At 41.1% G+C, this 18,995-nt stretch carries 21 protein-coding genes and 1 pseudogene; 14 read left to right on the top strand and 8 right to left on the bottom strand.

The window, feature by feature from the left end:
• Positions 1 to 346 precede the first annotated feature (346 nt).
• From dapA to purC, 3 genes are read left to right on the top strand one after another with little or no spacing between them, the layout of a single operon-like run.
• Complete coding sequence (gene dapA / locus FTV09_RS08555; RefSeq protein WP_067761731.1) at positions 347 to 1,246, top strand: 4-hydroxy-tetrahydrodipicolinate synthase; 900 nt, start codon at positions 347 to 349, stop codon at positions 1,244 to 1,246.
• A gap of 16 nt (positions 1,247 to 1,262) precedes the next feature.
• On the top strand, positions 1,263 to 1,868 hold the full coding sequence (locus FTV09_RS08550; RefSeq protein WP_180058002.1) for a lipoprotein-34 precursor (NlpB): 606 nt from the start codon (positions 1,263 to 1,265) through the stop codon (positions 1,866 to 1,868).
• A 36-nt stretch (positions 1,869 to 1,904) separates the two neighbouring features.
• The gene (purC, locus tag FTV09_RS08545; protein ID WP_067761735.1) at positions 1,905 to 2,624 is read left to right on the top strand and encodes a phosphoribosylaminoimidazolesuccinocarboxamide synthase; all 720 of its coding nucleotides are present in this window, start codon (positions 1,905 to 1,907) and stop codon (positions 2,622 to 2,624) included.
• Positions 2,625 to 2,951: 327 nt separating this feature from the next.
• On the opposite strand, the gene FTV09_RS08540 is transcribed toward purC, so the two are convergent.
• A complete protein-coding gene (locus FTV09_RS08540; RefSeq protein WP_067761737.1) occupies positions 2,952 to 4,226 on the bottom strand; it encodes a replication-associated recombination protein A in 1,275 nt (424 codons plus the stop codon).
• Between the two features lie 265 nt (positions 4,227 to 4,491).
• Here FTV09_RS08540 and FTV09_RS08535 point away from each other — a divergent pair, with 265 nt between their 5' ends.
• Together FTV09_RS08535 and FTV09_RS08530 are read left to right on the top strand one after the other, a co-directional pair.
• Positions 4,492 to 6,624 carry an EAL domain-containing protein gene (locus tag FTV09_RS08535; protein ID WP_180057980.1) on the top strand — a complete coding sequence of 711 codons (2,133 nt, stop codon included), beginning with the start codon at positions 4,492 to 4,494 and terminating at the stop codon, positions 6,622 to 6,624.
• 20 nt (positions 6,625 to 6,644) lie between these two features.
• Positions 6,645 to 7,121, top strand: a complete 477-nt coding sequence (locus FTV09_RS08530; protein WP_180057978.1) for a DUF523 domain-containing protein — start codon at positions 6,645 to 6,647, stop codon at positions 7,119 to 7,121.
• Positions 7,122 to 7,141: 20 nt separating this feature from the next.
• On the opposite strand, the gene FTV09_RS08525 is transcribed toward FTV09_RS08530, so the two are convergent.
• Positions 7,142 to 7,594 (bottom strand): YcgN family cysteine cluster protein, encoded by a 453-nt coding sequence (locus FTV09_RS08525; RefSeq protein WP_180057976.1) that lies wholly within the window; start codon positions 7,592 to 7,594, stop codon positions 7,142 to 7,144.
• 167 nt (positions 7,595 to 7,761) lie between these two features.
• Here FTV09_RS08525 and FTV09_RS08520 point away from each other — a divergent pair, with 167 nt between their 5' ends.
• Positions 7,762 to 7,920 carry a DUF1328 domain-containing protein gene (locus FTV09_RS08520; protein WP_005006601.1) on the top strand — a complete coding sequence of 53 codons (159 nt, stop codon included), beginning with the start codon at positions 7,762 to 7,764 and terminating at the stop codon, positions 7,918 to 7,920.
• Positions 7,921 to 8,120: 200 nt separating this feature from the next.
• Here the strand turns inward: FTV09_RS08520 and murJ are convergent, their stop codons facing one another.
• Complete coding sequence (gene murJ / locus FTV09_RS08515; protein ID WP_067761743.1) at positions 8,121 to 9,662, bottom strand: murein biosynthesis integral membrane protein MurJ; 1,542 nt, start codon at positions 9,660 to 9,662, stop codon at positions 8,121 to 8,123.
• A gap of 86 nt (positions 9,663 to 9,748) precedes the next feature.
• Positions 9,749 to 10,321, bottom strand: a complete 573-nt coding sequence (gene ampD / locus FTV09_RS08510; RefSeq protein WP_067761745.1) for a 1,6-anhydro-N-acetylmuramyl-L-alanine amidase AmpD — start codon at positions 10,319 to 10,321, stop codon at positions 9,749 to 9,751.
• Between the two features lie 185 nt (positions 10,322 to 10,506).
• Between ampD and nadC the strand changes: the two genes are divergently transcribed.
• Positions 10,507 to 11,352: a carboxylating nicotinate-nucleotide diphosphorylase gene (gene nadC, locus FTV09_RS08505; protein WP_180057975.1), complete on the top strand. Its 846-nt coding sequence runs from the start codon at positions 10,507 to 10,509 to the stop codon at positions 11,350 to 11,352.
• A gap of 67 nt (positions 11,353 to 11,419) precedes the next feature.
• Here the strand turns inward: nadC and FTV09_RS08500 are convergent, their stop codons facing one another.
• On the bottom strand, positions 11,420 to 11,635 hold the full coding sequence (locus FTV09_RS08500) for a hypothetical protein (RefSeq protein WP_067761747.1): 216 nt from the start codon (positions 11,633 to 11,635) through the stop codon (positions 11,420 to 11,422).
• Between the two features lie 158 nt (positions 11,636 to 11,793).
• Positions 11,794 to 12,510, bottom strand: coding sequence for a ribonuclease PH (gene rph, locus FTV09_RS08495; protein ID WP_067761749.1), 717 nt, complete (start codon positions 12,508 to 12,510; stop codon positions 11,794 to 11,796).
• Between the two features lie 191 nt (positions 12,511 to 12,701).
• Here rph and FTV09_RS08490 point away from each other — a divergent pair, with 191 nt between their 5' ends.
• Positions 12,702 to 13,367, top strand: a complete 666-nt coding sequence (locus tag FTV09_RS08490; protein WP_180057973.1) for a TetR family transcriptional regulator — start codon at positions 12,702 to 12,704, stop codon at positions 13,365 to 13,367.
• Positions 13,368 to 13,454: 87 nt separating this feature from the next.
• Here the strand turns inward: FTV09_RS08490 and FTV09_RS08485 are convergent, their stop codons facing one another.
• Positions 13,455 to 14,072 (bottom strand): thiol:disulfide interchange protein DsbA/DsbL, encoded by a 618-nt coding sequence (locus tag FTV09_RS08485; protein WP_180057971.1) that lies wholly within the window; start codon positions 14,070 to 14,072, stop codon positions 13,455 to 13,457.
• A 183-nt stretch (positions 14,073 to 14,255) separates the two neighbouring features.
• Here FTV09_RS08485 and ubiG point away from each other — a divergent pair, with 183 nt between their 5' ends.
• The 6 genes from ubiG (at position 14,256) to FTV09_RS08455 (ending at position 18,169) form a co-directional block, all read left to right on the top strand.
• Entirely contained in the window at positions 14,256 to 14,969 is a 714-nt protein-coding gene (ubiG, locus tag FTV09_RS08480) for a bifunctional 2-polyprenyl-6-hydroxyphenol methylase/3-demethylubiquinol 3-O-methyltransferase UbiG (protein ID WP_067761757.1), read from the top strand.
• Positions 14,969 to 15,667: an HAD family hydrolase gene (locus tag FTV09_RS08475; protein WP_180057969.1), complete on the top strand. Its 699-nt coding sequence runs from the start codon at positions 14,969 to 14,971 to the stop codon at positions 15,665 to 15,667. Before ubiG ends, FTV09_RS08475 begins: the two co-directional genes overlap by 1 nt.
• A 37-nt stretch (positions 15,668 to 15,704) precedes the next feature.
• Positions 15,705 to 16,451, top strand: coding sequence for a YciK family oxidoreductase (locus FTV09_RS08470; RefSeq protein WP_067761760.1), 747 nt, complete (start codon positions 15,705 to 15,707; stop codon positions 16,449 to 16,451).
• Positions 16,452 to 16,645: 194 nt separating this feature from the next.
• Positions 16,646 to 17,065, top strand: a complete 420-nt coding sequence (locus FTV09_RS08465; RefSeq protein WP_180057967.1) for a hypothetical protein — start codon at positions 16,646 to 16,648, stop codon at positions 17,063 to 17,065.
• Positions 17,066 to 17,287: 222 nt separating this feature from the next.
• On the top strand, positions 17,288 to 17,443 hold the full coding sequence (locus FTV09_RS08460) for a hypothetical protein (RefSeq protein ID WP_167348713.1): 156 nt from the start codon (positions 17,288 to 17,290) through the stop codon (positions 17,441 to 17,443).
• A 315-nt stretch (positions 17,444 to 17,758) separates the two neighbouring features.
• Positions 17,759 to 18,169 carry an RcnB family protein gene (locus FTV09_RS08455; RefSeq protein ID WP_067761763.1) on the top strand — a complete coding sequence of 137 codons (411 nt, stop codon included), beginning with the start codon at positions 17,759 to 17,761 and terminating at the stop codon, positions 18,167 to 18,169.
• A 66-nt stretch (positions 18,170 to 18,235) separates the two neighbouring features.
• Here FTV09_RS08455 and FTV09_RS08450 read toward each other — a convergent pair.
• Positions 18,236 to 18,995 (bottom strand): annotated as a pseudogene (locus tag FTV09_RS08450) (RNA-guided endonuclease InsQ/TnpB family protein); the annotation flags it as partial.

Here is an 18,995-nt window from a genome sequence, read left to right as displayed (position 1 = left end):
ATTAGTCGCAAATACAGGCTTTGCACAAAAATAAATCAAACTAAGTGTTCAAAAAATCGTGTCATACCAAGCAAATTAATGCACATCAGATAATGCTCGACTGAAAGCTTAGTTCGCTGCAAAAAAACCCAAATTTTACACTTGATTGTTTTAAGTTTGATTTGTATAAAGAATTTTATGCCTTTGACCAAAGCATATTGTTCTTATGCGTTTGATCAGTCATAATTTGCGTAAGCATTATTCAATTTGGACCAATCCAGTTGAATAAGCTACAAATCAAAAATACGAAACCATCCAGAAACCCAAATTCGTCTCTTCGGATGGACAAATAGGATAGCTTTTCAAAATGACTCAGCAAGCTCAGACCATTCAAGGTTCAATTGTCGCAATCGTCACCCCAATGTTTGAAGATGGCAGCGTAGATTGGAAGAGCCTCGAAAAGCTGGTTGAGTGGCATATAAAACAGGGCACCAACAGTATCGTCGCTGTTGGTACAACTGGCGAAGCATCTACCCTAAGCATGGCTGAACACACGCAAGTGATCAAAGAAATCATTCGTGTTGCCAACAAACGCATTCCAATTATTGCGGGTACAGGTGCAAACTCTACCCATGAAGCAATCCAACTGACCAAAGAAGCAAAAGAACTTGGTGCAGATGCTGCTTTACTAGTAACACCTTACTACAACAAACCAACACAAGAAGGTTTATACCAACATTACAAAGCAATTGCTGAAGCAGTTGACCTTCCACAAATCTTGTACAACGTACCAGGCCGTACTGGTGTGGACATGCACAATGATACAGTGATTCGCCTTGCTGATATTCCACAAATTGTCGGCATTAAAGACGCAACTGGTGATGTGCCACGTGGTCAAGAATTAATTGAAGGCCTAAAAGGCAAAGAAATGGTGGTTTACTCAGGTGATGACGCGACTGCTTATCAATTGATGGGACATGGCGCTCAAGGTAACATTTCAGTAACTGCAAACGTTGCACCGAAAGAAATGAGTGAGATTTGCGCCACTGCGTTAGCAGGTGATGCTGAAAAAGCAGAACAGCAAAACAATGCTGTTGCAAATCTACACCAAATTTTATTTTGCGAATCAAACCCAATTCCTGTGAAATGGGCACTTCATGAAATGAACCTCATTGAAACTGGTATTCGCTTACCATTAACACCCCTTGCAGAACAATATCGCACTCCGCTTCGTGAAGCACTAATCACTGCGGGCGTTATCAAATAAAGAAGAGCAAAACATGATGCAATTACGTTTAGGACTAAGCCTGGCACTTTCAGTATTTACATTAGCCGGTTGTAGTTCACTTGCCTTTAATAATGGCACGCTGGACTATAAAAAAACCACCGATGTTGAAACACTGAAATACCCTGAGGGGTCAATGGTTCGTCCAGCAACGCCGTTGTATCCTGCGCCATCGGTTGACCCGCTTGCAATTGAGCATGCACCAAATCTTGAAAACAAGCGCGGCAACCGCTTCGCCCTTCCTCGTCCAAATGAGGAAAAAAATGATTCAGTTACAGAAACTTCAGCTGACAGTACAAATATTGCTCGACCTCAATTATTGGTCGATGGAAATCAAAATCCGCTGCTCAAAGTTGAAGGAAATTCTGCTACAATTTGGCAATACACACTTGCTACCCTCAGCAGCCTTAACCATACCATTGTTGGTCAAAGCAAAAACCGTTACGAAGTAACTGTCAAGGTCGATCAACAGACCTATGTTTTAAGACTTTCTTCTGTAGGTTCAAGCAATAACATCGCTGTGTTCAATGCCGATAATAGTTTTGCAGACAAAGAAAAAGCTGCAGATCTGTTAGCTCAGATTTACCAAAATTGGCCAGCCTAGTCGTACTAGGCATTTTTTCTCGAAAAAGGTTCCCTCATGTTAAAACAAACCTTGCTCTATACTGGTAAAGCGAAATCTGTTTATGAAACAGATAGTTCAGACCACCTCATCCTAGTTTTCCGTGACGATGCTTCTGCATTCAACGGCGAAAAAATCGAACAGCTGGATCGTAAAGGTAAGGTGAACAACCGTTTTAACGCCTTCATCATGGAAAAATTGGCTGCGGCTGGCATCGAAACTCACTTCGAAAAACTTCTTTCTCCAACTGAAGTTTTAGTGAAAAAATTAACTATGGTTCCTGTAGAGTGCGTAATCCGTAACTATGCAGCGGGTTCACTATGCCGTCGTTTAGGTGTAGAAGAAGGTAAAGAGCTAACTCCACCAACTTTCGAATTGTTCTTTAAAGACGATGCGTTAGGCGACCCAATGGTAAACGAGTCACAAGCGATTGCTTTAGGCTGGGCAACTGCTGACCAACTTGCTCAAATGAAAGAATTAACTTACAAAGTAAACGAAGTACTTAAAGGTTTATTCGATGCTGGCAACATGCTTCTTGTTGACTTCAAACTTGAATTTGGTGTGTTCCATGACCGCATCGTATTGGGTGATGAATTCTCTCCAGATGGCTGCCGTCTATGGGACAAAGATACCAAGAAAAAACTCGACAAAGACCGTTTCCGTCAAGGTTTAGGCGGTGTTGTTGAAGCGTATGAAGAAGTTGCTGCACGTTTAGGTATCGATCTTTCTGATATCTAATTCGCACAATGAATAAAAAAAACCGGGCGATTTCGCTCGGTTTTTTTTATTCCTATTTAGTTGATTATTCAATAATCGAAAAAACAGATGTTAACCATAAAAATCATCTGTTTCACATTATTTAATCCGCACATTAATATACATCCATACCATGCAGCACAGAAGATGTTGATTCTTTGTGTATGCCGACCAGTTTCGTTCTACCCTCTAGGATGTATCTCCCCAAAGACATCCTAATTTTTCAGCCCAACTCGCCCTGAGTTGGGCTTTTTTTTGCTGATGACATAAATAAGAAGGCGCCGAAGCACCTTTGAAATTTAACTAAGCTTACTGCTGCTGTTGTTCCTGCATCCAACGGCGTTGTTGTAAGCGCTCACCTTCTACTTCGCGTTTATTACGTGCCGATTCATACAGTTTTGTGCCTTTTAATTCAGGCGGTAAATAATCCTGCAAGACAAAATGCTCTGGGTAATGATGTGGATATAAATAATCTACGCCATAACCCTGTTCTTTCATCATTTTGGTTGGTGCATTACGTAAATGTAATGGTACAGGTAAATTCGAGGTTTTCTCTGCCAAATCTAACGCTTTATTAATCGCTAAATAAGTACTGTTACTCTTGGCGCTGGTCGCCAAATACACGGCACATTGTCCCAAAATAATCCGACATTCAGGCATGCCTACCGCTTGAACCGAACGGAAACATTCCCCTGCCAGCAATAATGCATTTGGGTTGGAATTACCAATATCTTCTGAAGCAGCAATCAACATACGACGTGCAATAAAGACGGGGTCTTCACCACCTTTGAGCATACGTGCCATCCAATACAAGGCCGCATCTGGGTCACTACCACGAATGGATTTAATAAAAGCAGATACCAAATCGTAATGCTGCTCACCTGATTTATCATATCGGGCTATATTTTGCTGTGCGACTTTCACAACCACGGCATTGCTAATGATATTTTCTACATCTGGCTCAAAGGTACTGGCAATTAAGTCGAGTAAATTAAGTGCCTTACGTGCATCGCCAGCTGCAAATTGTAATAAAGCCTCATATTCTTCAATTTGAATATAACGCTCTTTTAAAAAAGCATCCTGCTCCAGTGCATGTTTTAATAAGGCTTGAATGGACTCATCACTTAATGCATTGAGGGTATAAACTTGGCAACGCGACAACAGGGCATTATTGACTTCAAAAGAAGGATTTTCTGTGGTTGCCCCAATTAAAGTAATTTTGCCTTTTTCTACCGCATTTAACAGTGCATCTTGTTGTGACTTATTAAAACGGTGTATTTCATCAATAAATACCACAGGGGTCAGTAAATCTCCCCCATCAGCAATAATTTCACGTAGTTCCTTCACACCAGTATTCAGTGCAGACAAACTGATAAATGGACGATCTACAGCCTGTGCCAACAACAATGCAATTGTGGTCTTACCGACCCCAGGTGGCCCCCAAAAAATGATCGAAGGTAAATGTCCTTGATCAATCATTTGACGTAAAGGAGCATCTTCACCCAACAGGTGATCTTGCCCAATAATCTGTGATAAATCATAGGGGCGAAGGCGTTCAGGAAGCGGAATATGACTGTCTGACATCTTATTATTTCATTTCAGGCTAAATGGAGTTCTGAACTTATTCTAACACTGCCTTTAAATAATCTCTTGGCTTAATTTTAGCCGCTTTTGACTACGATATTTTTGTCGAAAATGCATGTCTTTTGCTTTGCATTATGCTGTAAATATGCTTATGTTAATGTTAACTATAATGTAACAAGACTCCTTATCCCTGTTGATTCAATTTACAGTATTATCGGCAGCAGATTTATTTTCCGACTTGCCTGACCTAGATTGGACAGATTGTATGAAGCAATCACTAAAGCACAAGCAGATACCCTCAGTTCAGCATAGCTCGGATATCCCTTCTGATTTATATAATCCACTATCCGAAACATCGTGTAGTGAACAATTACAACGACAACAATTTTCCGCTCAATTTCAGCAACCTGTTTGGTTCAGTACTAAAGACAATAAATATTTTGCCAATCCAGCGTTAACACAATTACTGCCCTCAGCTATGGATCATCCAAGTGATCGGGACTGGTTAAGTTTAATTCATGACACTGACTTACATAATTTTGAAACACAGTGGCGTCGCTCTCAACAAGTGCAAGAATCCTTTCAACAAAAAGTCTTATTTAAACAACCTAACCAAAGTTACCACAACACCCTCATCCAAGTGTCATATCGCACAAATGCGCATGATAACTACCATTGCATGGTCGAATTCACCGACCTTGAACCAGTCAATGTGTTAATTGAGCAATTACAACAGCAGGTAGAAAGCAGAAATCATATGCTGGATGCCAGTGTCGATTGCATCAAACTATTAAGTGTTGATGGTCGGGTTCGGCATATGAATAGGGCTGGCTGCTTAGCACTGGGGGTGCCGACCGATGAAAAAAACTTTGGCATGACATGGCTCAATTTACTGCCTGAGGCGGTACGAGACAAAGGAACCATCGCTTTAGCAGAAGCTGCAAAAGGTAAAACCTCGCGCTTTATGGGGATGAGCCAGCTCGAAAATGAACCTGCGGCTTATTGGGACAATATGTTGACTCCAGTATTGGATCAATTTGGTCAAGTGAAAGAAATTCTCTGTGTCTCTCGAGACGTAACATTACAACGCCAAGCTGAAAGCAAGCTGCAACAAATCATCGAACAAGATGATCTAACTGGTTTACTGAACCGACATGCATTTAGCCGTGTTTTTAAAAATAATTTGAAACTTGCACGTGATAAGCATCAGCAGCTTGGATTATTGTTAATTGATTTAGACTATTTCAAACATGTAAACGATACCTTAGGGCATATTGCTGGCGATCATTTGCTGCATACCTTAGGTCTGCGCTTTCAAAAATGTTTTAATTCTGAGATTGTAGTGTCACGTTTAGGCGGTGATGAATTTGCCATTCTGATTCCGAACCTACATACACAAGAGCAACTGCTAGAGATAGCGCGAATCGCTTGTGCCCAAATGGAAATCCCCATTAGTTATATGGGGCAATTTATCAATAGTGGCATGAGTATAGGCTGTTCACTCTATCCTCGTGATGCCCAGAGCACTTCGAACCTTTTAAAATGTGCAGATATTGCATTAAATGATTTAAAAATCAGTGGTCGTGGTGGTGTGCGTATGTTTACCCAGACCATGTTTAAAGCACTCGAAGAAACCACACGTCAGCTTACATTGGCCCGAAGTATTATCAAATCTGATCAAATCGTACCGTATTACCAACCTAAAGTTCGGCTTTCAAACAGTAAAGTGGTCGGTTTCGAAGCTTTACTGCGTTGGTATGATGAAAATCAAGAATTACAACTTCCCTCGCACATATTCGCAGCATTTCAAGATTATGAATTGGCGTCACGTATCAGCGAAATCATGCAGGTTAAAATATTCAAAGACATGCAACAGTGGATGAAGGAAGGACTGGAACCTTTACCTGTTTCGATTAATGCTGCGCCTGTCGAATTTTTACGTGATGACTATGCAGAAAAATTGTTAAAACGCCTTAAGCAGTATGGCATCTCTCCTCGAGTAGTCGAATTGGAAATTACCGAACAAAGCTTATCTGAGCGTGGTGCCAATTATGTGATTCGTGCTTTACACCTGCTCAAAGAAAATGGCATTCATATTTCTTTGGATGATTTTGGTACGGGACATTCATCACTGACCCGACTGAGTAATTATCCGGTCGATTGCATTAAAATTGACCGCAGCTTTGTAGAACGTATGCATACGGATCGCTCTGCCCTCGCAATTGTCAAAGCAATCACTCAAATTGGCGCCAGTGTTTCACTCGATATCTTGGTAGAAGGTATCGAAAACCCTGAACAGGTCACGACCTTAAAGGACTGTGATTGTCATATTGGTCAAGGCTTCTATTTTTATCGTCCACTTAGTTTCGACAAAACCACCCAACTGTTGCGTCGCTAAGTTCATTAGGACACACAATCATGCCGCTCAAATATTTAATCAGCGCTTGTCTCGCTGGTCATGCTGTTCGTTATGATGCCAAATCAATCCCGCTTAGGGGTTTGCAACGTTTAATGCAAACCCATGAAGTTATTACTGCTTGTCCTGAAATGTTAGGCGGTCTGAGTTGTCCACGTTTACCTGCTGAAATTCAAAATGGATCCGCACTCGATGTGTTAAATGGTCATGCTCAAGTTAGAGATGTTTTAGGTACAGACGTTAGCAAAGCCTTTATTGAAGGCGCATACCAAACGCTCAAACTGGCTCAACAACATGACGTTGACATTGTGGTACTCAAAGAATTTAGCCCTTCATGCGGCACTCACGCGATTTATGATGGCAGTTTTAGTCGTACCAAAATTGAAGGTCAAGGTATTACAGCAACCTTACTGATGCAACACGGTTTTCAAGTCATGTCAGAACACGAATTTCTCGCCATGATTGAAGAACAATTTTAATCAACTGATGCTATAGGTCATTAACGGACCCAACGCACAATGTAGTCTTCAATCTCTTCAGGATCGACGTCTTCTTCACTGATACAACGGCCTGCTGCGGACTTACGTGCCGCTAAAATACTGTCACGACTTCCTGTAACCAGATGATGCCAACGTGGCAATGTTTTGCCTTCCGATATACGACGATAGGCGCAGCTTGGCGGTAACCAATGAAACTGATCAATCTGTTCTGGCGTTAAACGAATGCAATCAGGTACAAATTCTTTACGATTTGGATAATCTGAACAACTGGCCGTCTGACAATCTAAAAGTTTGCATGCCACTTTGGTATAAGCAACTTCGTGAGTATCTTCATCTTCAAGCTTAATCAAACAACATAAACCACAACCATCGCATAAGGCTTCCCACTCGTCATGCGTAAGCTCCGTCAATGCAAAGTTTTTCCAAAAATGTGGGCGCAGTGTGTCAGTCATAATCTAGCTCAAAACTAATATGGCACGCATATTAGCTGAGCGCGCCAAAAAATCTCAGTCTACGTTACCGAATATTGAACATTTAATAAACAAAAGAATAACATTGAGCATTGTTCAGTCTCTCTATACTGAATACACAGAATAAAAAATCACATGGAGAAAAAACTATGTTCCGCTGGGCTATTATTTTCGCTGTCATCGCACTGATTGCAAGTCTGCTTGGTTTTGGTGGTGTTGCAGGATTATCAAAAGATTTTGCTGTAATTCTATTGGTCATTGCAGTGATTCTTGCAATCGTCGGTTTCCTTTCGAGAGGAAAAGTTTAGTTTCATTTACACTTTCACACGAAAGTGACTGTAGAAAATGTATATGACATTATTTGCAGACGTTATTTACAAAAGAAACTAAATCGACATAGCTACTTAGCTACACTCAATTGTAAAGAACATGATTCTAAAGCATAAAAAAATAAGAGCCTTAATGGCTCTTATTTTTTTATCAGATCACGTGTTCATCCACTTTGAATTTAAGGCTTCAAATGACGTGGTCTAAAACCCGTAATAATCAAAGCAAATCCATAAGCTGCGACACCTACCACACATAGACCAATCACTTCAGCAACACGCATCCAAGTCGATACATCGCCGTTGTACCACGTTAAGGCATACCATAAAGCAGCAATCATTGCCGCATTGGCCAATGCAAACTGTAAGATCAGTTTTTTCCAATGTGTGCCAAAACGGAAAATATTGCGTTTGTGTAAGTAGAAATACAGCATACCCGCGTTGACTAAAGCAGAACCTGATGAGGCTAATGCCAAGGCCATATGCTCTGCATGCCAATCAATCAGTTTAAAGAAACCAATGAATACCACGTTTAAAATGGCATTGGCTGCAACCGCCATTAGACCCACACGTACTGGCGTTTTAGTGTCTTGCTGCGCATAAAAACCGGGGGCGAAGACTTTAATTAACATAAAGGAAATCACGCCGGCACTCATACATTGCAGTGCCATCGCAGTCATTTGTGTATCTTCAAAGGTAAATTGACCACGTTCAAATAAAGCCTGAATAATTGGGGTAGATAACATAAACAGCGCAATACTGGCAGGTAATCCCACCAATACAATCACTTTCGCCGCCCAGTCAATCATCTTACGGAATTTTTCTTGATCTTGTTCAGCATGACGCGCAGACAACGAAGGTAAAATTACAGTACCTATCGCGACACCAATTAAGCCCAATGGCAATTCGGTCATCCGTTCGGCACTGTATAACCATGACACCGAACCATCTTGCATGAATGATGCCCAAATGGTGTTCAGCAATAGATTAATCTGGGTAACAGAAACACCAAACAATGCAGGCAGCATCAACTTCATGATGCGATCGACACCTTCGTGTTTGAAGTCTACTTTGGGTGGAATAAGTAATTTCTTACGCCACAATTCAGGAATCTGAATCGCCAATTGTAAGAAACCGGCTGCAACCACTGACCAACCGAGTGCCATAATCGGTTCGGCCATGTACGGCGTTAACCACAACGCACCCGCAATCATTGCCACATTCAGCAACACGGGAGCAAAGGCCGGCGTACTGAAAGAGCCATAACTGTTCAAAATACTGCTGGCAAAGGCCGTCAGCGACATGAACAGTAAATATGGTATGGTCAAGCGGAACATATCAGTTGCCAAAGCAAACTTGTCTGCATCACCATGGAAGCCAGGTGCATACAGATAAATAATGGCAGGTGCTGCCACCATTGCGACGAAGGTCAAACTGGTCATCACTAGACCTAAACAACCAAAGACGCGGCTGATGAGAATCTGAACTTCAGCATGGGTTCGACTGGTTTTATATTCGGTTAAAACAGGAATAAAAGCTTGAGAAAATGCCCCTTCTGCAAATAGCCGCCTGAAAAAGTTTGGAATACGAAATGCCACTACGAAAGTATCGAAGTCTTTGCCTGCACCAAATACATTTAACAGGACAATATCCCGTACCAGTCCCAATACTCGGGACAGCATTGTCATTGCACTGACAATGACAGTCGAACGCCAAAGCGCCATCGCTTTTACTCGCTTTTTAAAGTGCGCCTATTGTAATGAAACTCGTCAAGGAATTTCATTGGTTTATTAAACGCAGTATGTATTGTTTATTTGTTTTTAAAATGATGCAGCTGTTGACGAAAAGCGTTCCACTCAAAAAATGGACCTGGATCAGTTTTACGTCCCGGTGCAATATCTGAGTGTCCGGCGATATGTTGTTGAATTTTTGGATAAACCTGCTGCAAACATGCCACCACTTGAGTCAATACATCATATTGCACAGGTTCGAAAGGCAAGTCATCACTGCCCTCCAGCTCAATCCCAATCGAATAATCATTACATTCTTTTTGTGCTAAATAAGTAGAACGCCCTGCATGCCAAGCACGATCGTTAAAATTCACAAATTGCAGTACTTCACCTGTACGCAAGATCAATAAATGGGTAGAAACCTCCATACCTTCAATGGTTTGAAAATACGGATGCACCGACCAATCTAATTGATTTTGAAAAAACTGCTCAATATAGCCACCCCCAAATTGGGAAGGTGGCAAGCTAATATTGTGAATCACCACAAGTTGAATTTCAGTATCTGCGGGACGCTGATTAAAGTTCGGTGATGGAACTTGCCGTGCACCGATAAGTTGCCCATCCTGAACCTGAAATGTAGTTGCCTGTGACATAAAGTGATCCTGAGTCTGCATTGCTCGTGAATTTTAGATCAGAGCCTAAAGGCATTCATGCTAAAACTTTCACTGATATTTCTCAATTCATGTTTGTGATTGCTGTTAAAAATCGCTCATTTTTCATGAACAATGCTAATATAGCGCGCACATTTTCTCGGGTTAAAAAAGATACGGAATTTCTTATGAGCATATCGCAATCTTTGCTTGAACAATCTATCCAAATCAATATTCAACAAGCACTACAAGAAGATATTGGTTCGGGTGATATCACTGCCCTTTTAACTCCAGAAGATGAACAAGCGACCGCAACAATTATTAGTCGTGAAGATATGGTGCTAGCAGGGCAACCGTGGGTCAATGCCCTCATTCAAACTTTTGATGCAAGTGTACAAGTCACATGGTTAAAAAATGATGGGGAACGTGTCGCAGCAGGTGAGGCTTTCTTAAAATTAGCAGGTTCTGCACGTAGCCTATTAACCGTTGAACGCCCTGCACTAAATTTTGTGCAAACCTTATCGGCTGTAGCCACTAAAACAGCTGAATATGTTAAACAACTGGAAGGTTTAAATACTCGCTTATTAGATACGCGTAAAACGCTGCCAGGCTTACGTATTGCTCAGAAATATGCTGTCGCTGTTGGTGGAGGTCAAAACCATCGCTTAGGTTTATTTGATGCCTTTTTGATTAAAGAAAACCACATCATGGCTGCTGGTGGCATTCGCCAAGCTATTGCTAAAGCGCATACGATTGCACCGGGTAAACCCGTTGAAGTGGAAGTGGAAACTTGGGATGAACTTAATCAGGCTTTAGACGCTGGTGCGGATATTGTGATGCTAGATAACTTTACTCAGCAACAAATGATTGATGCCGTAAAGCATGTTGCAGGACGTTGTAAATTAGAAGCCTCTGGCAACATTACTATTGCGAATTTACGTGAAGTGGCGACAACGGGTGTTGACTATATTTCGATGGGTGTTTTAACCAAAGATGTGAAAGCAATTGACCTATCTATGCGCTTTAATGCTTAAACGTTACCAAAATTAAATCCATTTAAAAAAAGGGTGCTCATCAGCACCCTTTTTAAGATGATTCCTTTTAATCATCATCTTTGTCTTTTGAATTCTCTTCTCGCTCTTCATCCTGATCTTGATCAGCTTTAGCATCACGATCATCATCATTTTGCTCATTGTCATGATCACGATCTGATGACAAAACAGAGCGCTCTTTATCCTCATCTTTTGAATTGGAAACATCACAAGCACTCAGTCCTAAAAGTCCCAACAATGAAAAACCGATCAATAACGCTTTCATTATTTTCTCCTTGTTATTCTATTCTTCATACTGTGCTGAAACTTTGCTGCCAACAATAGCGCTTTTCGGTTTTAATTTGTCAGTTGATATTACTCACCCAACTTAAAAACAAAAAAAGCACCCGAAGGTGCTTTTATCAACTTAAGCTTGAGTAAATCTTACCAACCCAAAGCTTCTTGTTGTTTCTTAATCAACTCTTGAATACCTTTTTCAGCCAGTTCAAGCATTTCATTACACTGTGCACGCGTAAATGGTTTGTCTTCAGCTGTGCCTTGAAGTTCAATAAACTCACCTGCTTGTGTCATGACCACATTTAAGTCAGTTTGGCAGTTTGAGTCTTCTTCATAGCAAAGATCAAGTAATGCTTCATCTTGATACATACCTACAGAAACCGCTGCAACTAAGCCTTTAAGCGGATCTTGTTTGATTTTTTTATTTTCAAGCAAGAAATTCATGGCATCAATTAATGCCACTGCAGCACCCGTAATTGATGCAGTACGTGTACCGCCATCGGCTTGAATCACGTCACAGTCGATGCTAATAGTATTCTCGCCTAGTTTTTTCAAATCAACCATGGCACGTAAGCTACGACCGATCAAACGTTGGATTTCTTGTGTACGACCACTTTGTTTACCACGTGCTGCTTCACGGTCACTACGGGTATGCGTAGAACGTGGAAGCATGCCGTATTCCGCAGTTACCCAGCCTTGACCTTTACCTTTTAAAAAACGTGGCACTGAGTTATCGACACTTGCAGTACAAAGAACTTTTGTATGACCAAATTCAACCAATACTGAACCTTCCGCATAACGTGTGTAGTTACGGGTAATTTTAACTTCACGTAATTGATCTAATGCTCGTTGGTCGATACGCATAATGATTCCTTGAATCTGACTGAAATTTGTTGCGACACATTATAACAGAAGCCATCCCAAGATTCGGAATCGCAGGCACTGCATTTACAAAATCCATTCATCTGCCATGCTACGTTAGCAAAATATTCTGCTTCGTGTGCTCAAATGAAATTTGTTAGACTTAAGTTTCGCAAAAATTCAGGAAGAATTGCATGTCGATACGGGAAGAACGTAAGCAACAAAGTCGTAAAGCGATCCTTGATGCGGCTCTTGCATTAAGCACATCAGGCCGTGCATTTAGTAGTCTCAGCTTACGTGAAATTTCCCGCCATGTGGGTTTAGTTCCCGCAGCATTCTATCGACATTTTAAAGACATGGATCAACTTGGTTTAGAGTTGGTCGATCATATGGCATTACATTTAAAAAGTATGTTAACGCATATGCGTCAACAGTATTTTCAACAGGCCAATGCACAAACTCGGCAAAGCTTGGACTACTTATTTGAGTCTGTGGATGAGTTCCCCGAAGCATGGATGTTTCTCATTGCCGAACGTTGGGGTGGCTCAAATGCATTAAGGCAAGCAATTGCCCGCGAATTTGATTTTCTTGGTACAGACCTCGCCCAAGCCCTTTCACAAGTTGAAGCCACCCAACATATTCAGTCTGAACAAGATCTTAATGTATTGGCAAAGATTTTATTTGAATTAGCACTCGGATGGGCAATGCAGTGGATCGACGTACATCGTCAATCAGACCTCGATCTACGGGAACAGGCATTGCAACAATGCCGTCGCCAAGCGCAAACCCAAGTGCAACTGCTGTTTCGCGGTATCTTAAATTGGGACAGATCAGTTACGACGTCTTCAACAAATGGTTAGCACGCTGTTCAGACTACATTTAAAAATCATAGCCCTGTACACATAAAAAAAGCCGCATGATTGCGGCCTTTCTATTCAGCAAAAGAATTATTTTGCTTTACGTTCTTTATCTACAAGATATTTCACGATTTCAACGGTACGTGCATCTTCACCTTGTACGATATATTTACCATTCACAGTAATGGCTGGAACACCACTCAATTGATACTGTGCCGCTAAACTTTTTGCTTGCGCAATTTTAGATGACACACCAAATGATTTGAAAGTACTGTTAAATTTCGCTTCAGGTACACCATAACGCGTATAGAACTTCGCAAAGGCACCTTGTTCTAAAATATTTTTCTGACCTGCATGAATGTCATGGAACAATTGTAAATGCGCTTGTTGACGTACGCCCAATGCTTCAGATGCATAGTAAGCGCGTGCGCCTTGTTCCCAAAGCGGATTCATTGCTGCTGGTGTACGCACAAAACGAACGTCTTTCGGTAATTGCTTTAACCAAGTTTGCATATGTGGTTCTAATGTGAAGCAATGTGGGCAGCCATACCAAAAGAATTCACGGACTTCAATTTTACCCGGACGTTCTACTTTTATAGGTTTTGGAATAACGGTGTAATCTGTCCCCGCAACAAATTGAGCTGCCATGGCACTGCCAGAAAATGCAAGAACTGCTGTAGCGATACTGCCTAAAAGGAATTTTTTCATTGAACTTATCGTCCTCAAAATCATTATGATTAGTTTATGACGACACTATAAATCAAATCTGTCGATTTCGTTTTCATTCTGTGAACTTTTTTACTGCTTTTATCGCTTTTTTTACAAGACACGCTACACTAACTCACATTAAACTTTTTTCTAAATTATAAAGACTTGATTGAGGTGACACCGATGTCGCAATTGAATGTTGATCCACAAGAAATTGCTAAATTTGAAGCGTTCGCTGCTATATGGTGGGATCAGCATTCTGAGTTCCGTCCTCTGCATATGATCAATCCACTACGTTTAAACTGGATTGATGAACATTCAGGTGGTATCACAGGCAAAAAAGTTTTAGACGTTGGTTGTGGTGGCGGTATCTTGGCCGAAAGTATGGCACGTCGTGGTGCTCAAGTCCTTGGCATTGATATGGGGGCAGCACCATTAAATGTGGCACGTCTCCATGCTGAACAAGAAAATGTACAAAATATTGAATATCGCCAAGTACCTGTAGAGCAACTGGCTGAAGAACAAGCCGGACAATACGACGTAGTGACTTGCATGGAAATGCTCGAACACGTACCTGACCCTGCATCGATTATTTTGGCATGTCAAAAATTGGTTAAGCCTGGTGGTCATGTATTCTTTTCGACCATTAACCGTAATCCAAAATCTTATTTATTTGCGATTATTGGTGCTGAATATATTTTACGCATGTTGGCTAAAGGCACACACGATTATTCAAAATTCATTAAGCCGTCTGAATTGGCTCACGATATTCGCGGTGCAGAATTACAGCTCAAAGATATGACTGGCCTACATTACAACCCGATCACTAAACGCTACTGGTTAGCGCCAAATGTCGATGTGAACTACATGGTACATACCACAAAAGCAGGTGTGTAATGAAAGCTGTACTGTTTGACCTTGATGGCACACTGATTGATACCGCTGCGGATTTTATACGTATTATTCAAGACATGTGCCGTGAAAAAGGCTGTGCGGTGGTGGCTGCCGATGATATCCGTGTGCAAGTGTCAGAAGGTGCACGTGCCATGGTCAAATTGGTCTATCCAGAACTAGATGTTGAAGATCCTGTCTTTCTGGCACATCGTCAACGCTTTCTAGATCTGTATGGTGCTGATATTGCAGTTGATACCGACCTGTTTGAAGGCATGTATCCACTACTCGCAGAGTTAGAACAACATCAAATTCCGTGGGGCATTGTCACCAACAAACCACGCTGGCTCAGTGAAGCTTTGCTTAAAGCGCTAAACTTAACAGAACGCTATGCGGTATTGGTGTGTCCTGATGATGTTAGCAAAACCAAACCAGATCCAGAACCGATGTTTCTGGCTGCAAAGCAGATTCAGACCGACGTGCAAGACTGTATTTATGTGGGTGATCATCCACGTGATATTGATGCAGGCCGTAATGCCCACATGTATACCATTTTGGCTGCTTACGGATATTTACCGTTACAGCACAAAGATGACTTAACAGCATGGCAGGCAGATTGTATAGTGAACACTGTATCTGAACTGCATCAGGTTGTGCGTGAATTGGTGATCCCAACCCTCAACCCAGCATCAGCGACTTTATAACGATAGATAAAACAACAGAATAATACGAGGAGGTCATATGAAATATTCAGAGTATCAGCCTCGCCCCGATCTACTCAAAGATCGTATCATCCTGATTACAGGTGCGGGCGATGGTATTGGCCGTGCAGCAGCGCTCAGCTATGCCCTACATGGTGCAACTGTGGTTTTACATGGACGCACCCTGAATAAACTAGAAGTCATTTACGATGAAATTGAAGGCTTAGGTGCGCCGCAGCCAGCAATTTTACCCTTACAACTTTCTAGTGCTTCTCCTCGTGATTATGAATTGTTGGTCGATACCCTTGAAAAGCAGTTCGGCCGTTTAGATGGTATTTTGCATAATGCAGGCATTTTGGGTGAGCGCACTGAACTTGCCAACTACCCTGCCGATGTTTGGGATGATGTGATGGCGGTGAACTTGCGTGCACCATTTCTATTGACCCAAGAACTGATGCCGCTATTGGAAAAATCTGAACATGCTTCGGTAGTCTTTGCCAGTTCGGGTGTAGGTCGTGAAGCACGTGAACGTTGGGGCGCATATTCGGTTTCAAAAATTGCCATTGAAGCGGTCAGCACTTTATTCGCAAAAGAAAATGTACATCCGAATATTCGCTTCAACTGCATTAACCCAGGGGCAACACGTACCGCGATGCGTGCCAAAGCCTATCCAGATGAAGATCCAAAAACTTTACCAACGCCTGAAAGCATCATGCCCGCATATTTATATTTAATGGGCGATGACAGCTTACATCTAAATGGTGAAAGCATCGACGCACAGGATTAACATCACTGCGATGAACAAAAAAAGGAAGCCATGGCTTCCTTTTTTTTAATAAACAAACTTTTAATTTGCGTTGGTAAAATTCAAAAAATATGCGGGTTAACTACCTTTAGGGTCATACCTGACATAAAGTCGGCTTGAGTTTTTATAAAATTTGCTGATACTTGTCAGCAATCTCAAAAACCATGGAATCTCTCATGTCTGATTTTAGCAATATTACGGTAAGCCCTACAGAAGATGGCATGATCAACTTACTGGTAGATGGTCAGCCCATTTCAGCAAAATATGGCATGAAGTTTGACCCAAGTGTTGTGGATGACCTACAAGCATTAGAAGATGGTCAAAATGCCAAACTCTTTGAACAGTTCATTTTTTCGCATACCGACCTCAATTTTGAACATGGTTATTTCTATGTAACTTGCATTCAAAAACTGGAATCGACCTATCAAGTGGTGACGAACTTTGTTTATCGCATTACGGCTGCTGAACAAGCCCCATTTGAACATGTGATTACCAAGCAAGGGGCAGCTATGACCCCAGAAGATGTTAATGAGTTCATTCAAGCACACATTCAAAAATCATTGAATGATTATACAGACCTCAAATACGCCTATTAATCTGCACGAAACCTACTGCAGCAGGGCCATTAGCGACCCGCAAAAAAAGCCATTAAGGGCATTTCACATGCCCTTTTTTTGTGTATTCAAATGAATTAAAAAATTAAAACCAAGATTAATCGTATTTTTAAATCATTTTTATAATTATATTCGGTTTTTCATATTAATTAAAAACGCTTAATATGCTCCGCAAACCAAAACGTTATACAAGGAGCTGAACACATGGCAGATCAAATTCGTAAAACCGAAACCATTCGCTCTATTGAGCGTATGCAACTGACTGAAAATTTAATTAATGCGATGGATGATGCAGGCCAAGCAGAAGCTGTTGCTCAAGCCGTTAACTCACTGCAATTACTCAATGACCAGTGGTACTAATGTTCAGATATTTTGCCGCACGCTCTAACCCCTTCCACCTTTTTGCCCATCGACACCTGATGGGCATTTTTTTATCTACGTTTTGATTTTGAGCTTTATCTGATTTTAATCGATCTTGCGTTTTAAATTGCAGGCTTTAATGCAGTGAGGTGCAACCACTTTTGATAAGCGATTGTTCTTGTGCGCTGTTTTATCGCATAATATCCGTATTCTCTTCGTTTTATTTAAATAAATAATCATTTTTCTTCACAGTTTCTCTGCAATTAATGCGTACAGTAGTTGTATTGAAGATCAATAACTTTATGAGGGTTGAACATGAAAAAGATTTTGCCTATTTTGGCTATTTCTTTCAGTGCTTTAATGGCAAGCAGTCTTTCGTCTGCGGCTCCTCACTTCAATAACGATGAACGTGGCTTTGATGGCCCACGCGGTAATGCCTATGGTCATATGAAAAAAGACCGTGATTTCCGTGCTTCTCAGGACGATGACGATATTGAAGATCGACGCCGTATGCGCGAACAGCGCGGAGTCAAACGTCTACAACAACATAAGTGGCAAACTGGTTATGTCATGCCTCAACATTATCGAGGCAATGGTTATAAAGTTGAATACAAAGACCATAACCTACCAAAACCATCACGGAATCAACAATGGTACAAAATTAACAACGACTATATTTTGGTGAATTCCGACAGTAACAGCATTATCAAAATATTAGGTCTTTAAAGTTGATTTCAATCGACTAAAAGACAGCTTACATTTTCTAAATCGCGATTTGACATCCTCACCCCCTTAAAAAAGGGTGATTCCTACAGCTAGACGCTTATGCCCAAGCGCAAGAATGTTTAGAGCTGAGTTTATATCTCGATCATGAGCTGTACCACAGCTCATGCACTCCCATTCTCTTATTCCAAGATCTGTCCTACTTTTGGACTACTTGAGGTGATCTCACCGCAGCACGAACAGATTTGGGTGGTATAGGCTTCTTGGACTTCTTCAAACAATACGCCTGCGTTTTCGCATTTATACTTGAGCATTGTTTTTAGTGCAGAAAATCCTGTATCCAAAACAGATTTTGCCATTTTGGTTTTTACTAATTTTTTAGCACTCAAGTCACCTACAATAATCAATGCATTTTCATTCACAAGCTTGGTGCTTGCTTTATGCAAATGATCTTTTCGACTATTTGCAATCTTGGCGTGTAATGCACGAACACGCTTCTTATTCCTGGCTCTCTGAGCAATACCTAATTTCTGCTCATATTTTCGATAGAATTTTGGATTTGAAATTACAGTGCCATCAGAACAGGTGGCAATATCTTTTAAGCCTAGATCAATACCAATCGCTTTGGTTGCTGTCGATTTATCTTGCTTAGGCGATTCAACAACAAGACATACATACCAACGCCCACGGCTATCCTCTACAAATGAACCTGTTTTTAACGTGTATTTGCTTAAACCGTAGCTATCCCAAAGCTTAAATTGGTGTTTTCCATACTGGACATATCCATTGGCATATTTGATAGCCACCTTTTTAAAGGGAATCCATCCCA

Source organism: Acinetobacter sp. YH12227 (assembly GCF_013417785.1).
Taxonomy (GTDB): Bacteria; Pseudomonadota; Gammaproteobacteria; order Pseudomonadales; family Moraxellaceae; genus Acinetobacter; species Acinetobacter gandensis.
The sequence above is the reverse complement of the archived record's forward strand: the minus strand, read 5'-3'. Positions and strand labels throughout refer to the sequence as shown.

Excerpts from the sequence above, each read along its gene's own strand:
- FTV09_RS08530 (WP_180057978.1), top strand. The coding sequence starts at position 6,645 with ATGCCGCTCAAATATTTAATCAGCGCTTGTCTCGCTGGTCATGCTGTT.
- murJ (WP_067761743.1), bottom strand. The coding sequence starts at position 9,662 with ATGGCGCTTTGGCGTTCGACTGTCATTGTCAGTGCAATGACAATGCTG.
- purC (WP_067761735.1), top strand. The coding sequence starts at position 1,905 with ATGTTAAAACAAACCTTGCTCTATACTGGTAAAGCGAAATCTGTTTAT.
- FTV09_RS08475 (WP_180057969.1), top strand. The coding sequence starts at position 14,969 with ATGAAAGCTGTACTGTTTGACCTTGATGGCACACTGATTGATACCGCT.
- FTV09_RS08455 (WP_067761763.1), top strand. The coding sequence starts at position 17,759 with ATGAAAAAGATTTTGCCTATTTTGGCTATTTCTTTCAGTGCTTTAATG.
- FTV09_RS08500 (WP_067761747.1), bottom strand. The coding sequence starts at position 11,635 with ATGAAAGCGTTATTGATCGGTTTTTCATTGTTGGGACTTTTAGGACTG.
- FTV09_RS08460 (WP_167348713.1), top strand. The coding sequence starts at position 17,288 with ATGGCAGATCAAATTCGTAAAACCGAAACCATTCGCTCTATTGAGCGT.
- FTV09_RS08520 (WP_005006601.1), top strand. The coding sequence starts at position 7,762 with ATGTTCCGCTGGGCTATTATTTTCGCTGTCATCGCACTGATTGCAAGT.
- FTV09_RS08540 (WP_067761737.1), bottom strand. The coding sequence starts at position 4,226 with ATGTCAGACAGTCATATTCCGCTTCCTGAACGCCTTCGCCCCTATGAT.
- nadC (WP_180057975.1), top strand. The coding sequence starts at position 10,507 with ATGAGCATATCGCAATCTTTGCTTGAACAATCTATCCAAATCAATATT.
- FTV09_RS08490 (WP_180057973.1), top strand. The coding sequence starts at position 12,702 with ATGTCGATACGGGAAGAACGTAAGCAACAAAGTCGTAAAGCGATCCTT.
- FTV09_RS08485 (WP_180057971.1), bottom strand. The coding sequence starts at position 14,072 with ATGAAAAAATTCCTTTTAGGCAGTATCGCTACAGCAGTTCTTGCATTT.
- ampD (WP_067761745.1), bottom strand. The coding sequence starts at position 10,321 with ATGTCACAGGCAACTACATTTCAGGTTCAGGATGGGCAACTTATCGGT.
- FTV09_RS08465 (WP_180057967.1), top strand. The coding sequence starts at position 16,646 with ATGTCTGATTTTAGCAATATTACGGTAAGCCCTACAGAAGATGGCATG.
- dapA (WP_067761731.1), top strand. The coding sequence starts at position 347 with ATGACTCAGCAAGCTCAGACCATTCAAGGTTCAATTGTCGCAATCGTC.
- ubiG (WP_067761757.1), top strand. The coding sequence starts at position 14,256 with ATGTCGCAATTGAATGTTGATCCACAAGAAATTGCTAAATTTGAAGCG.
- FTV09_RS08535 (WP_180057980.1), top strand. The coding sequence starts at position 4,492 with ATGAAGCAATCACTAAAGCACAAGCAGATACCCTCAGTTCAGCATAGC.
- rph (WP_067761749.1), bottom strand. The coding sequence starts at position 12,510 with ATGCGTATCGACCAACGAGCATTAGATCAATTACGTGAAGTTAAAATT.
- FTV09_RS08470 (WP_067761760.1), top strand. The coding sequence starts at position 15,705 with ATGAAATATTCAGAGTATCAGCCTCGCCCCGATCTACTCAAAGATCGT.
- FTV09_RS08525 (WP_180057976.1), bottom strand. The coding sequence starts at position 7,594 with ATGACTGACACACTGCGCCCACATTTTTGGAAAAACTTTGCATTGACG.
- FTV09_RS08550 (WP_180058002.1), top strand. The coding sequence starts at position 1,263 with ATGCAATTACGTTTAGGACTAAGCCTGGCACTTTCAGTATTTACATTA.